Source organism: Fructobacillus sp. CRL 2054 (assembly GCF_028764065.1).
GTDB lineage: Bacteria > Bacillota > Bacilli > Lactobacillales > Lactobacillaceae > Fructobacillus.
This window is the reverse complement of record NZ_JACOFN010000016.1, coordinates 1-14266: the sequence shown is the minus strand read 5'-3', so window position 1 is coordinate 14266 and position 14266 is coordinate 1. Positions and strand designations below refer to the sequence as shown.

Below are 14266 nucleotides of genomic sequence, written 5' to 3'. Positions count from 1 at the left end.
CATTACTTTTAAAAGCAAAAGGAGCTTTCCATGTCGGAAACAAAAGGTCAAACGGCAATCGCCCACACGAACATCGCCTTTATCAAATATTGGGGAAAAGCTGATCCCATTTTGAATTTACCAACAACTTCATCACTCTCACTTACTCTAAATGAGTACTACACCAAGACTCGTGTAGAAGAAGCCGATGAAGACTCACTAATGATTAACGAGTTAAAGCAAGACAGCAAGCGCGTCCATGAGTTTTTGAACGTCTTACGAGAAGAAATGGGCGACTTTCCACCCCTCCGCGTCATTTCAGAAAACAAGGTGCCCCTTTCAGCTGGTCTTGCTTCCTCTGCCTCATCCTTTGCGGCACTGACGGCAGCCGTTGCGAAGCACAACAATTGGGACCTTTCATTAGAAGAACTTTCCTGCTTAGCCCGTCGTGGCTCAGGCTCTGCCACCCGCTCCTTCTTCCCTGACTTTGCCATTTGGGACAAGGGGCATGATGACAAGAGCTCCTTCGCCCACCACTACGACGTACCAAACCTTCCAATCGCCCTCGTTGTCTGCAAGATTTCCGGGACAATCAAGAAGGTTTCATCATCGGACGGCATGCGCCGAGCCCAAACCTCACCTAACTACGACGCTTGGGTAAAAGAGTCAGCCAAGCAGTTAGAAGACATGAAAGTCGCCCTACAAAATGCCGACCTCGAGCGTGTCGGTCAAATTGCCGAAGCAAACGCCCTGGCCATGCATGGTCTCAACTTGACCGCCACTGACCGGCGCTTCACCTACTTTAACCAAAACACAATGAAAGTCATGGAAGAGGTCAAAGTACTCCGTGCCAAGGGCTACATTGCTTACGCCACGATGGATGCTGGTCCAAACGTCAAAATCATCACCAGTCTAGAACAGGCCGAAGACATCAAAGCTTACTTAACCGAACGCTTCCGTAAAATTCAATTCGACATTGCAACTCCAGGACCAGGCATTTCCTATGAATAAACCTTTACACATCACCGTCCCCGGTAAACTCTTCTTAGCCGGAGAATACGCCGTTACCACGCCAGGACAACCGGCTATCATTGCAGCCGTTGACCGTGGTATGACGGTTGATATACATACGAATACAACAACGAATCAGATTATTCTAGAATCTGACCAATACGAGGCACCCTACCAAACGAATTGGGACAAGGTACAAGCGATTAGTACCGCCGACCTAGCAACTGGCTCATGGACTTTTATACGGGCAGCCTTAGCCGTCTTCCATCAAGCACAGCAGCAACTCTTCTCTGCCGGTGCCAAACCGTTACACACGGTGACACTTTCAATTCGCTCCACCATGAAATCCAAAGAAGGAAAGCTTGGATTGGGTTCTTCAGCCGCCGTCACCGTGGCCATCATTAAGGCCCTTCACGAAAGCTTATTGGCAGATGATAACCCCACGGCAGTCTTCAAGGAAGCCGCCTTTGCCCACTACTTAGTGCAAGGTTCTGGCTCACTTGGTGATATTGCCACGGCCACCTACAATCAATCCATCTTCTACCAAGCCCCAGCTTGGCTAGCAGAAAAGAAGGACTGGCAGATAGCTGACTATGATAACCTGGATTGGTCAAAAATGGATGTAACACCCTTAAACTGGCCAAGCGGTTGGACTTTTCAAATTGTTGCGAGTCGCCAGCCAGCTTCAACTCGTAAGGCACTGGCAAAGAACACCGACTTATCGGAGTTACTCCCTGCGTCCAAGAAAGCCGTAGAAGCTGCCAAATTGGCAATTCAGGACAAAGACTACGACGCCTTTAAAAAGGCCTTAGAAGCCAATCAGGAAGCGCTAATCACCACTCTTCCTGCCGGCTACCAAACCGAAAAGCTCGCCACCTTTTTATCCATCATCAAGCGTTTAAACCTAGCCGGTAAGATTTCTGGCGCCGGATTTGGGGATAACGGCTTTGTTGTTGGAGACGATGAGCACTGCTTACTCCCTGTAAAAACGGCCGCCCGTACGGCCGGCCTAAGCGTCATTGACCAAGATTAAGATGAGGAAAGACTGATGCACACACCCCAGTCCAATCGAAAAAACGAACACCTCTCACTTGCCACTAAGTTCTGGCGTGAGGGTTCCAATCCACAAGTGGGCGCCACTTTTGACGATATTCGCTGGATTCCAGGCCCACTTCAAGACATTTCACTAGACGAAGTGCAACCATCTGTTCAGCTTTTAAGTCATGACTTCGACTGGCCCTTCTACATCGAAGCGATGACCGGTGGATCGGAATCAACGAAGCGGGTCAACGGAGACTTAGCCAGCACTGCTGCCGTAACGAACATCGCCATGGCCGTCGGTTCCCAGTCCGTTGCTTTAAAGGACCCCAACCAAGCGGATTCTTTCGAAGTCGTTCGTAAAAATAATCCAAACGGTTTCCTCATTGCCAACCTAGGTGCTGACCACCCAATTGAAAACGTTCGGGCGGCCGTTAACATGATTGATGCCAACGCCATCGAGCTTCACACCAATGTCGGTCAGGAACTTACCATGGCCGAGGGTGACCGTTCCTTCTACTGGCTCGATAATCTAGCTACGATTATCGCTAAGTCACCGGTACCTGTTATCATTAAAGAAGTCGGCTTTGGTATGGGACCTGATTTACTCAAGCAACTCGACGCTCTGCATCCCGCTGCCATTAACATCGGCGGTGGTAACGGCACTTCCTTTGCCCAAATTGAGCAGGCCCGTGACCGAAAGAATGAAAATCCACTTGACCTTTCATCCTTCGGCCTTTCAACTGTGGAATCTCTCCTCGCGGCAGAAAAGGCGGGTATTGAAACCCCAATCATCGCCACCGGTGGTATTCAATCGGCCAAGGACGTCACAACAGCCCTCATGCTCGGTGCCAGCGCCGTTTCTTCTGCTGGCCACTTCCTTGACACGCTCATGCGTGACGGGCGGGCCGGTCTTCAATCCGAAATTGAACTTTGGCAGCAGCAACTCCCCCTCTACATGACTTTGCTAGGGGCTAAGAAGCCAAACGATTTAAGAGAAGCCAAGCGACTTTACTCTGCTGACCTAAAAAACAGTATGCAGCAATTCTAAGGCAATAAAAAAAGACGACTCAAAGCGAGTCGTCTTTTTATTTATCTTAATAAGTAACTTCTTTATTCAGATACTCATCGGTATCATCCCAATGAGAAATCGAATCCTTGGTACCAGTTTCTTCGGAACCCTTGTGCCAAGCAAAGTCGCCATGCCAGATTGACCGCTGCTCTTTATCCATTGCTTGAATTTGCTTCATCTCAGCATCGGATAATTCGAAGTCATCGATTTGTGAGTTAGCGATAATGCGTTCCTCATGAACGGACTTTGGAATGGTAATAACACCCATCTGGTAGTCAAAGCGCAAAATTGTTTGAGCGGACGTCTTACCGTGCTTATCCGCAATTTTCTTAACAGCTGGGTCCGTCAAAGCTTCACCTCCACCAAGTGGTGACCAAGCTTCCATGGCGATACCCAATCCGTTCATCTTGTTCAATAAGTGTTCCTCCTGAACAAGTGGGTTGAACTCCATTTGGTTGACCTGTGGCATCAAGCCATTCAACTTTTCTAGTTCAGCCAAATTACTTTCATCAAAGTTTGAAACACCAATAGCACGCGCCTTACCTTCATGGTAAATCTTTTCTAAGGCCTTCCAGGTATCAACGTACTTGTCATCCACTGGCCAGTGAATCAAAAGTAAATCGACATAGGTCAAGCGCAAGCGCTTCAATTGCTCATCAAAGTTCTCAAGCGTTGATTCATAACCCTGATCACCATTGTAAATTTTTGTCGTTACAAAGAGGTCCTTACGGTTCAAATGGTTCTCAACCAAGGCCTGTTGAATACCATAACCAACTCCGGCTTCATTTCCGTACTGCTTAGCCGTATCAATCAAACGGTAGCCATGCTTAACCGCTGTTCGAACAGAGTTAGCAGCCTGCTCATTCGATGACTTCCAAACACCCAGTCCAAAGACTGGCATCAAAACTCCGTTTGATAGCTTAGTTGTCTTCTGCAAAATTGTTTCTGCCATGAATTGCCTCCTTTATTTCTTCACCACCATTGTAGAACAGCCGGCCCGTCGATTTCAAACGAGCTTAGATTCATTGTAAGGGTAAAGAATAAATTAAAGTAAAAAGAAGGCCACCAAAAAAAATAAAAGCACCCAAAAACAAAAAAGGCAATAAAAAAAGCCCGCTTACGCGAGCTCCCCGACAGGTATCTGTAGGCCATGTTTTGTTCCAGTTAGCAGTGGGGACCACTAACCTTCAGTAATCATCTATCTAAGCATTAAAGCCATACCGAACATCATTTCAATTCACTAGTTCAGCCGCCCCTACCAAAGTTTGGGTTGCCCGCTTGTGGGGTTTACCTCGTCTCAAATTCTAAGCTTTCACCTAGAAATACGTTTCTATGGCACCTTCAGACCTATTCGGACATAGCAAAGCCTTAGTCTTTTCAGCCGCCGTCGTACAAAGTACGCCTGGGTTTATTTCTTATCCCAGCACAAACACTACACTCATCGCAGAGTGTGCGAGCATGGACCTTCCTCACACCGGATAACCGATGCGCAATTACTCAATACCTGCCAAAAGCCAAAAGGCCTTCAACCTATTTTATCAGATTTTACCAAATTAAGCTTGGTGATCTGTACCAAATACGGCACGTTCCAAGTTAGCCACACGCTTAATCAAATCAAGGTTCGTTGGCACTTCTTCCTTTGGTTCAGCAGCTGGTGCTTCTTCAACAACTGTTTCAGCTGTTTGAACAGGCGCTTCGGCACGTGGAGCAGTTGCTTCGTTAGCCAATTCGTTTTGTGCTGCTTGCAAAGCGTTTTGCAATTGACCAACTTGGTCTTGCAATTCCTTAATACGCTTAGTGAAAACCCCGTAATCAGAGATGATACCATCAAGGAAATCATCAACATCTTCAGGATCGTAACCCACGCCCATCCGCTTTTGCTTAAAGACGCGATCGTAGATATCTTTTTGTGTATATTTTACTTGTGCCAAAAGATTCACTCCTTTGAATTCATTCTTCGAATTACATTTATCATACCAGTATAAAAGCACTAGGGCAATACTTCGCCCCACTTTGGATGACTTTATTATTCCCAACTAAGATTAAATGAGTGCTAAATTTTAAAGATTTCAACCATTCCAGCGTGCTTCATTAACCGCTTCCTGATAATCGTTAGCGTACTCTTGCAAATCTTCCATGTCGATTCGACTGAGAGGGTATGGGGCCTTGGCTTGAAAAGTCTCAATTGCCCTATCATCGTATGCAGACTTACCTTCAAATTCCTTATCGTAAACTAAAAGTGCCCCATCGCTATGTTCTAAGATGAAGTCCTGGTAGCCCTGCAGCTGAAAAGGACCCTGGTAATCACCTTTATAGGTAGCAGCGTAAAAATCAGCATCACTTTTCGCCTTTGCTAACTTGGCTTGGTTGCCTTCCTTCCAGTTCTTACCGAAACCATCAAAGGGCACAAAGACGGCGACTTTTAACTCAGGATAATCAACCTTTAATTCACTAGCCAATTCTGCTGACCAAAGTTCGATACCTGGCTGACCACCGGTAATCAACCAGTCCATCCCCTGCTCAATCTGTTCAACTAACCGCTGCTTCAAGGCGTACTTAATCACCTTTACCTTAGGGTCGTTATCTTTAAAAACACCTAGCTCGTAGGAGCGGTAACCCGTTACCCAAATCCGACTCATGAAGGTAGCTCCTGGTCGTTGCTATCCCCACTGTTCTTCTTCGAACGGGGACGGTCTGACCGCTTACCAGACAGTAAATCATCCAAATACGAATCAACCGCCTTTAAGTAATCCAAGGAAGGCGTCAAACTAGGTCGTACCAGATAAGAATCTGCCACTAGCTCATCATAGGATATCGACTTATGCCCTTCCAATCGCTGCCAGGCCGCTACCAATTCCGGTGCTGGATACAAGTATGTTTCATCCAGAGTGGTAAATTTAATAAGAAGAAAACCAACGCCCCCCTGAGAAACAATGTTGGCCAGATGGTTCACCTGGTGCTCGTGGATGTTCTTCATTGGGAAAGAAGTTTTATTCTTCGTTTCCTTAGCGTCAAAGTCAATGTAGCGCCCTTGGTAAACCCCGTTGTAATCCGTGGTGGAAGGTTTCTGAAAGTAGGCCTCCGTAATTTTAGCAGCGGAACGAGCCGGATAATCCACCTTCACAATGGTGACGGGCGTGGGCTTCTTATAAATGACTGCTAAGTGATCGGCAAGATAGTATTCATTGGCCGCGTTGATTTCGTCTTCAAGGCCCATGCCACGCTTACCAAAGACTAGGCCGCGCTGTGTTTTCTTGCCGGCTTTTAATTGATTGGAAACGAATGAATTCCCGTGCGAAACACCCTTTGGATAGTTAACCATCTCGCCCTCCTTAACAGATTTTCTTTTTACATTTTATCACAGCCGACTTTTAACAAAAAAGATAATAGACAGTTTCATGAGAAAAGTCTTGACATTTTCTAATAATACTTTAATATATTGCCTATAATAAATAAAAAAACAGGAAGGAAAGTTGCCCCATGACTAAACTCACAGCCGAAGAATTGGATTTTGACAATCTCGACTTTTCGTACAAAGACCTTCCCTACCGCTATCAAGCTGAATACCACAATGGTGCTTGGGAGCCAGGGAAATTAATCACTGATTCCAATATTACGCTATCGGAAGCGGCCGTTGTCTTGCACTATGGTCAGGAAGTCTTCGAAGGTTTGAAGGCTTACCGTCGAAAGGACGGTGGCATTAACTTGTTCCGACCTGATCGAAATGCTAAGCGAATGCGAGAATCAGCCGAACGACTCTTGATGGCAGGTTACCCTGTACCAGACTTTATCGAAGCCGCCAAGGAAGTGGTGAAGGCCAACCAAGACTTCGTTCCACCATACGAATCCGGTGGTTCCTTGTACTTGCGTCCCATGTTAATTGCTACAACACCAATGGTTGGGGTTAAGCCTGGTAAGGACTTCATCTTCCGCATTTACGCCACACCAGTTGGTGCTTACTACCCTGGTGGCATGAAGCCAACCGCCTTTGTGACCTCAGAATTTGACCGTGCCGCTCACGGTGGTACTGGTCAAGCGAAGGTCGGTGGAAACTACGCCGCTTCCCTCCTCCCTGGAGAAGAAGCCCACCGCGCAGGATTCTCAGACGTTGTTTACTTGGACCCACGTCAACACCAATACATTGAAGAATTGGGATCAGCCAACTTCTTCGGTATTACAAAGGACGGCCAGTTCAAGACGCCAAAGTCGCCATCAATCCTACCTTCAATTACGAAGTTCTCCTTGCTTGAATTGGCCAAGGAAATGGGTATGAACCCTGTCGAAACACCAATCAGCATTGATGAATTGGATGAATTCGCCGAAGCCGGTGCCATGGGAACAGCCGCTGTTATTTCACCAGTTGGCTCCATTACCCACCAAGCTAAGAAACACGTCTTCTACTCAGAAACGGAAGTTGGACCTAAAACACAAGCTTTGTACGACCGTTTGATTGGCATCCAATACGGTGACCAACAAGGCCCTACTGGCTGGATTGTCGATGTACCACTCGACTAAAAAATTACTCATAAAATGACAACTCATAAAGAATTCTCTCTCATATTGAATCATCTCATAAAGAAAAATCTCTCATATCGAACTGTTCCTCATAAAGAAAAACCATTACTTAAAGGAGTTGATGCCTGTCATTCACATTAGCATCAACCAGTATCAAAACAACCAACCCAATTAGAAAAGCCCCGCTGGCAGGAACCAGCGGGACTTTTTTATTACAATCATTCAATTACTTTGACAAGTCAACAAACTTTGACAAAGCGTAAATTACAATACCACCAACAACAAGGGAAACAAATTCTCCTGGTACAAGTGATACGTAGTATGACAACCAGTTGGCCCAGATTGAACCCGCGTGGTCGGGTGCAAAGGAACCAGCCGCATTGATGGCAAAGGCGAAAGTGAATTCAGCTGCCAAAATAGCCATTCCAACAGTCAAAACAGAAACCGTTGAAATCACAATCTTCAACAATGGTGAGGCAATCTTACGAGTTAGGTAGTAAGTTAACCCAGTCATAATTACCGTATCCAAAGTTCCAAAGACCCAGTCAATCCAACCCATTGGTGAAACCAAGTTGGCAATCAAGACACCCAGTGACAAGGCTACCACGTAACGCTTGTTCCAGGCGGCCAAGTGGTTCAACCCTTCTGACAATCGCAATTGAACGGGTCCAAATCCGATTGGGGCAACCATCATTGTAATGGCAGCGTAGAGGGCAGCCACAACGGCTGTAAGGGTCAAGTTTTGCGTCCGTGATACGGAACGCTTATCCATGTTATTCATAAATACTCCTAGTTTTGTTTACGCGGGATGGTAGACGAACCGCGAAAGGTTATTTGGCCTCCATAAGACTTTCACCTGACACGAACCATAATAAAATCCGACCGGAGTCGGATTATTCAAAATAGTGATTTAGTTTTCGTCCATGAAGTCCTTCAAGTGCTTTGAACGGCTTGGGTGGCGGAGCTTACGCAAGGCCTTGGCTTCAATCTGACGGATACGTTCACGGGTAACACCGAAGACACGTCCCACTTCTTCCAAAGTACGGGTACGGCCGTCTTCCAAACCGAATCGCAAACGCAAAACGTTTTCTTCACGGTCTGTCAAGGTGTCAAGAACTGATTCCAATTGATCACGAAGCATTTCGTAAGCCGCTGAATCAGCAGGTGAAATGGCTTCGTTATCTTCGATGAAGTCACCCAAGTGTGAATCATCCTCTTCGCCAATTGGTGTTTCCAATGAAACGGGTTCTTGAGCAATCTTCAAGATTTCACGGATCTTGTCACCAGTCAAATCCATTTCAGCCCCAATTTCTTCAGGCAATGGTTCACGACCAAGGTCTTGAAGTAACTGACGTTGGATACGAATCAACTTGTTGATGGTTTCAACCATGTGAACAGGAACTCGAATCGTACGAGCCTGATCGGCAATGGCACGTGTAATCGCCTGACGAATCCACCAGGTTGCATAAGTTGAGAACTTGAATCCCTTCGTGTAATCGAACTTATCAACGGCCTTCATCAAGCCCATGTTACCTTCTTGAATCAAATCCAAGAACTGCATACCACGTCCAACGTAACGCTTAGCGATTGAAACAACCAAACGGAGGTTGGCTTCGGCCAATTCTTGCTTGGCTTCTTCATCCCCAGCTTCGATACGCTTTGAAATCTCGATTTCTTCGTCACCCTTCAACAAAGGAACCTTACCGATTTCCTTCAAGTACATACGAACGGGATCGTTAATCTTGATTCCAGTAGCCGCATCAGCCGCTTCACGTTCTTCTTCTGAAGGCTTGTTTTGCTTGGCCTTCAAAACTTCGGGTGCTGGTTCACCCTTTTCATCGACGATGGCGATACCGGCGTCTTCCACCTTTTCCATCAAACGTTCGATGTTTTCAGTGTCCAAACGGAATGGTTCAGCAATCTTCTTTGACAAATCAGCATAAACAATTTGCTTAGCTGGCTTGTATTCCTTCAACAGTTCACGAACAGCCTTGTCGTAAGCCTTTGACTTGATTGGGCCAGACTTCTTTGCTGGCTTCTTTGCTGGTTCCTTAGCAGCAATTTCAGCCGCTTCTTCCGGCGTCTTACCTTCAGCCAAAGCTAACAATTCGGCCTTACGTGCACGACCATGATAAGCAATGTGGTTTTCATCTAAGTAAGCTTTAATATCTGCAATTTTACTTGAGCTTGTAATCTTTGCCATTTTTTCTCCTATTGCTGAAAGTGTTCTTTTTTCAGATTGATGAGTTCTGTCATTAGTGAAATCAACGCGGCATCATCGTGCTGATTCTTCGCCTGAGCAATTTTTTGCTGAAGTGTGGCAACTTGACTCTCGTATGGGGCAACGTTAATGATTACCTGCAGGTAATCTTTTGCTGCATCCATCTGAGCCTCTAGTGTACCAAACTCACGGTCAATCGCCATCATTTTTTGGTTTAACTCGGGCTTTTGGACGTAATCCATAAAGGCCGCTAAATCAAAATCACTGGCACCCTGCTCCTGGCTAAATGCTTCGTAGAGCAAAAGCAGAAGCTGGTACTCGGGATGAACGAAAGAAAAGTTCGGCTGCTGCTGAACATAGTCCCGAATGGCCGGTGATTTGATCATCGCCATTAGAAGGCCCTGCTCCGCCTTTTCAACCCGTGAAATCTTCGGCTTCGGCGCATCCTGCCAGTTTGGTTCGACCGTACGGGTAAAGTCGTTCCGGCCAGCCATGGGGTCAATGTCTGGGATGTAAGAATCATCCCAGACATTGTCAGCAGAATAGCCTGCCGCGGGTGGTTGCTGCCCAGAACCCCGGGCGCTCGTTTGCAACCCTTGGGGATGTTGCTGCTGATAGTCTGAAAACTCCGACTGCAGGGCTTCCAAAGAAGAGCCATAGTCCTCAGCAATCTTCTTTAAGAAGTAATCCTGTTCGACGGGAGTTGCCGCAGCCAGAATTGGCCAGGCCTCCTTCAAGAAGTCCAGGTACTGGGCCTGATTCTGCAGGTTCTTGTCCTGCTTGGCGGCGTTGATTAAGTACTCGGTTGGTGTCTGGGTGGATTGCTCCAGCGCCTGCTTCAAGGCTGGTAAACCAAGCTCACGGCGAACTTCGTCGGGATCCCGGTTATCAGCCAATGCAATCACACCAATTTCAACCTGTGGTGCCACAGCGCGAATCAGGGGAATCGACCGCTTAGCCGCCTTCTGCCCCGGTGCATCCCCATCGTATACCAGGGTTATCTTATCGGTTAACTTGGCCAAAGTCTTCACGTGGTCTTCCGTCAAAGCAGTTCCCATCGTGGCAACCGCCCCACCGGCTCCGGCCATGGCTGCTGAAATCACATCCATGAATCCTTCAAAAATCATGGCCGGCTGTCCTGAACGAATGTTACCTTTGGCCAAATCCAGATTATAGAGAAGCTTTCCCTTATTAAAGAAGGGCGACTCCGGTGAATTCATATACTTGGCTGGATTATCAGGGTCTAGGGAACGTCCTGAGAAACCAAGCACCTGACCACGATCGTTTTTAATCGGCCAGACCACTCGGTTATTAAAGCGGTCACGAACTAGATCGCCATCACGGTCGATGAATAACTCGGCTTCCGCCATAACTTTTTCATCGATATTATGCTCACGCGCATATGACAGTAAGACGTTATTGGAAGGAACAAAACCTAATCCATATTTTTTGATGGTCTCTTCGTCTAATTGACGATCATCCTTTAAATAGGATAAAGCTTGTTCACCGGCCGTCGTGTTTAACAAAATGTGAGTGTACAGTTTCTGTGCCGCAGAATAGAGTTCATAAATCTTTTGGAACTTCTCCTGCCGAGCGGATGGCTGTCCCTGATACTTCTCAATACCAGAAATTCCTTCATCCTCAGCCAGTTTCAAAACCGCCTGTGGATAAGTGTAGCCTTCTTTCTCCATTAAGAACGAAAAGACCGTTCCAGAACGTCCACAAGAGAAACAGTGGAAAACCTGCTTCTTATCATCGACGAAGAAAGATGGCCGACGGTCCTCGTGAAATGGACAGGAACCATTCCACTCCCGACCACGCTTCACAAGTTGCGTGTACTGAGAGACCAAGTCTACCAAGTTGGTCTGCGAACGAACTCCATCAATTACCTGCTGCGGAATTCGCTCTGCCATGGCCCCTCCTTTCTATTTTAGGGCGCAAAATGGCCATAAAATCTGTCAAACATCTAGCTACTATTATACGGGAAAAGTCCGATTGCTGTCAAAGAAAAGGCCCTGTCCCCCCATCGATTTTTCTAGAATTCATGATGAAAACTTGAATAATGTTTTTAGCTTTACTAGAATGGTCCAAATCGATAATTTAGAACAATTCAATTGTATTGGAGGTTAAATGACTTTAACTTATAATTTTTTGTCCTTGCATCGCTGTAATCAGGTTATTTATTGACAAAAACAAAGGAATATAGCGACTAACCTAACCGATTGTTAGTAATATTAATAATATTTCAAAGCAGATAGTAATATTATTTTTGATATTTATTAAATATTTGATTTTATTTCAATCAACTTCCGAAATATTAGAAAAAAACTTGTAATTAACTGTTTCAATTCGGTAACAATAGTATTACTATTAAGGCGTAGAAAGAAAACTTAGATTCGTTCTAAGTTAGAGGCGTAAATTATGTTAAAGAACTTAATCCAACAAAACAATGTTGTCAACCACAAGTACCTTCACAAGGTAAAGAAGAACTGGGTTATTGTTTCAGCAATGACCATCGCCCTGCTTGGCGGTGCAACAACGGTCTTATCAGAACACCCCGTTAACGCCGTCACAACACAAACTGCAACAACCTCTCAAAATGATGCTTCAAAACCAGACCCCGAGGGTACCTACACCTTAACCCCTGGTACTTACTTCTATAACTTTGAAATTCCAAGTGGTCCTCAGTATCTTTTCGGTGAATCATCTGGTATTACTTTCCCAAGTAAATACCTAAACCGTATGGATATGGAAACTGAGGTGAACCGTACCATTCACCTACGCGATATTGATGATATTAACAATCCTAACGCTAAAGACATTGATACGGTAACACAGTCATCTGGAATCTTAGTCCGTTGGGTAACCTTCAACTTTAAGACGAATACAATTACTAATTGGGGACAATTTGGTCACGAATCAAATGATCGTTCTGGACGAACTGATGGTGATACTTACCGCTTCCCTGAACAGAATTTAACAAATACTAATTGGGCAAACCTTTCAAATTATGAGTCAACACCTGTTGATCAAAACGGACAACCAATTTCTTCAATTGCGGATTCAGGTGATCTGAATACTAAAACTGTGACAAAGGCCGTGAACTACGGTCCTAACCCAGATAAAACAACAACCCCTAACCAGGATATTTACGTATACTACAAGCACGCTTCTAATCCGGTAACCGAGTCTAAGACTGTTACCCGTACCATTAACTTAGTGGATGCCGATAACAATAACTCTTCACTCGGTTCAACCACCCAAACAGTGAAGTATACTCGTACCAATACGACCGATGCGGTAACTGGAAAAGTCACAAGTTACGGTAACTGGACAGCCGAAAACAATAAGACTGGCTTCGATGCCTACACTGCTCCTGACAAGTCCGCCGATGGTTATGTCAATCCAACGGACCCAAACGTTGCAGCTCAAACAGTTGATCCTGATACAGCTAAAGATGGCGACACTAGCACCGTCACACGTCAATACCACCACAAGAAGACCAACGTAACCGCTAAGACGGACGGTATTAGTCAAGATGCTAAGAACCAATTAACCCGTTCCCTTAGCCGCACGATTCACTTCGTCGATTCTAAGGGTAAGGTCATTAAGGATTCTATCAATCAAACGGCTACCTTCAACGGTACTGCTGAGTATGATTGGGTAACCAAGACTTTGGTCAACTCGAACGACATCACCTGGGATAACGGTGACAAGACAAACGCCCCTTATACCGCCCCATCATCGGTTGAAAAAGACGGTGTTACTTACACAAACCCTAGCGATGCATCGGCAATTAATCTAAACGTTAATACGAACCCAACTGATGAAACCATTGTCTACAAGGGTTCACAGACGCCCGTTACGCCAAAGAACCCACAGGGTCACATGGATGATATCCGAAAGACAGTTACTCGTACCATTCACTTCGTGGATCAAAATGGTCATAAGATTCAAGACGATAAAGTCGAATCAGTTACCTTTGAACGTACTGGATACTTGGATGAAAACGGCAACTTCGTTGCAACAAGCAACTGGTCTGCTGATGGTAACGATACCTTTGATAAGGTAAACGACAGCATCGACGGCTACACCGTTAAAGACGATTCCCAGAACAAGACCGTAAAGGCAAACGAAACGGATCAAAGTTCCGAGATTACGATTTCTTACGAGAAAAACAGTGCCCCTGCTCCTACCCCAACACCAAGTAACAATGGTGGTAACAAGGGTAACGGTGGTAATGCAGCAAACGGTACAAACAACGGCACCCACAACAATGCCAACAACGCCTTTGCTACACCTGCTGCTCGTATGCTGATAAAATGGACAGATTTTATGCATCGTCCACTGTATAATTATCCCAAGACTAAAAAGGAAATCAGCACATGACTAAAAGGCCACGTTACTCACAGGAATTCAAAGATGCCATT

12 protein-coding genes and 1 other RNA gene are annotated in these 14266 nt (G+C 45.7%); 5 read left to right on the top strand and 8 right to left on the bottom strand.

The genetic code is table 11. The features are described from left to right. Nucleotides 1-30 precede the first annotated feature (30 nt). Genes mvaD through fni form a run of 3 tightly spaced genes read left to right on the top strand, consistent with a single transcriptional unit; the run spans nt 31 to nt 3079 of the window. The gene (gene mvaD, locus H7198_RS06745) at nt 31-990 is read left to right on the top strand and encodes a diphosphomevalonate decarboxylase (RefSeq protein WP_274458979.1); all 960 of its coding nucleotides are present in this window, start codon (nt 31-33) and stop codon (nt 988-990) included. Continuing rightward, nucleotides 983-2023 carry a mevalonate kinase family protein gene (locus H7198_RS06740; protein ID WP_274458978.1) on the top strand — a complete coding sequence of 347 codons (1041 nt, stop codon included), beginning with the start codon at nt 983-985 and terminating at the stop codon, nt 2021-2023. Before mvaD ends, H7198_RS06740 begins: the two co-directional genes overlap by 8 nt. A gap of 12 nt (nt 2024-2035) precedes the next feature. Next, entirely contained in the window at nt 2036-3079 is a 1044-nt protein-coding gene (fni, locus tag H7198_RS06735) for a type 2 isopentenyl-diphosphate Delta-isomerase (RefSeq protein ID WP_274458989.1), read from the top strand. Between the two features lie 46 nt (nt 3080-3125). Here the strand turns inward: fni and H7198_RS06730 are convergent, their stop codons facing one another. From H7198_RS06730 to recU, 5 genes are all read right to left on the bottom strand, one after another. Further along, nucleotides 3126-4052, bottom strand: a complete 927-nt coding sequence (locus H7198_RS06730) for an aldo/keto reductase (protein ID WP_274458977.1) — start codon at nt 4050-4052, stop codon at nt 3126-3128. 187 nt (nt 4053-4239) lie between these two features. Next, nucleotides 4240-4605, bottom strand: an RNA gene (gene rnpB, locus H7198_RS06725) — RNase P RNA component class B. A gap of 48 nt (nt 4606-4653) precedes the next feature. Further along, nucleotides 4654-5031: a cell division regulator GpsB gene (locus H7198_RS06720; protein ID WP_091501393.1), complete on the bottom strand. Its 378-nt coding sequence runs from the start codon at nt 5029-5031 to the stop codon at nt 4654-4656. A 138-nt stretch (nt 5032-5169) separates the two neighbouring features. After that, nucleotides 5170-5739, bottom strand: coding sequence for a DUF1273 domain-containing protein (locus H7198_RS06715; protein ID WP_274458976.1), 570 nt, complete (start codon nt 5737-5739; stop codon nt 5170-5172). Continuing rightward, nucleotides 5736-6422, bottom strand: a complete 687-nt coding sequence (recU, locus tag H7198_RS06710; RefSeq protein ID WP_274458975.1) for a Holliday junction resolvase RecU — start codon at nt 6420-6422, stop codon at nt 5736-5738. The genes H7198_RS06715 and recU overlap by 4 nt, the downstream gene beginning before the upstream one ends. 158 nt (nt 6423-6580) lie before the next feature. Here recU and H7198_RS06705 point away from each other — a divergent pair, with 158 nt between their 5' ends. Further along, nucleotides 6581-7615 (top strand): branched-chain amino acid aminotransferase, encoded by a 1035-nt coding sequence (locus tag H7198_RS06705; RefSeq protein ID WP_274458974.1) that lies wholly within the window; start codon nt 6581-6583, stop codon nt 7613-7615. A 226-nt stretch (nt 7616-7841) separates the two neighbouring features. Here H7198_RS06705 and H7198_RS06700 read toward each other — a convergent pair whose 3' ends face one another. The 3 genes from H7198_RS06700 to dnaG form a co-directional block, all read right to left on the bottom strand. Then, nucleotides 7842-8396 (bottom strand): QueT transporter family protein, encoded by a 555-nt coding sequence (locus tag H7198_RS06700; RefSeq protein ID WP_274458973.1) that lies wholly within the window; start codon nt 8394-8396, stop codon nt 7842-7844. Nucleotides 8397-8525: 129 nt separating this feature from the next. Further along, nucleotides 8526-9818 carry an RNA polymerase sigma factor RpoD gene (gene rpoD / locus H7198_RS06695; RefSeq protein WP_200769352.1) on the bottom strand — a complete coding sequence of 431 codons (1293 nt, stop codon included), beginning with the start codon at nt 9816-9818 and terminating at the stop codon, nt 8526-8528. Nucleotides 9819-9826: 8 nt separating this feature from the next. Next, on the bottom strand, nt 9827-11749 hold the full coding sequence (gene dnaG / locus H7198_RS06690) for a DNA primase (RefSeq protein ID WP_274458972.1): 1923 nt from the start codon (nt 11747-11749) through the stop codon (nt 9827-9829). 508 nt (nt 11750-12257) lie between these two features. Between dnaG and H7198_RS06685 the strand changes: the two genes are divergently transcribed. Beyond that, a complete protein-coding gene (locus H7198_RS06685; RefSeq protein WP_274458971.1) occupies nt 12258-14225 on the top strand; it encodes a mucin-binding protein in 1968 nt (655 codons plus the stop codon). Nucleotides 14226-14266: the final 41 nt, after the last annotated feature.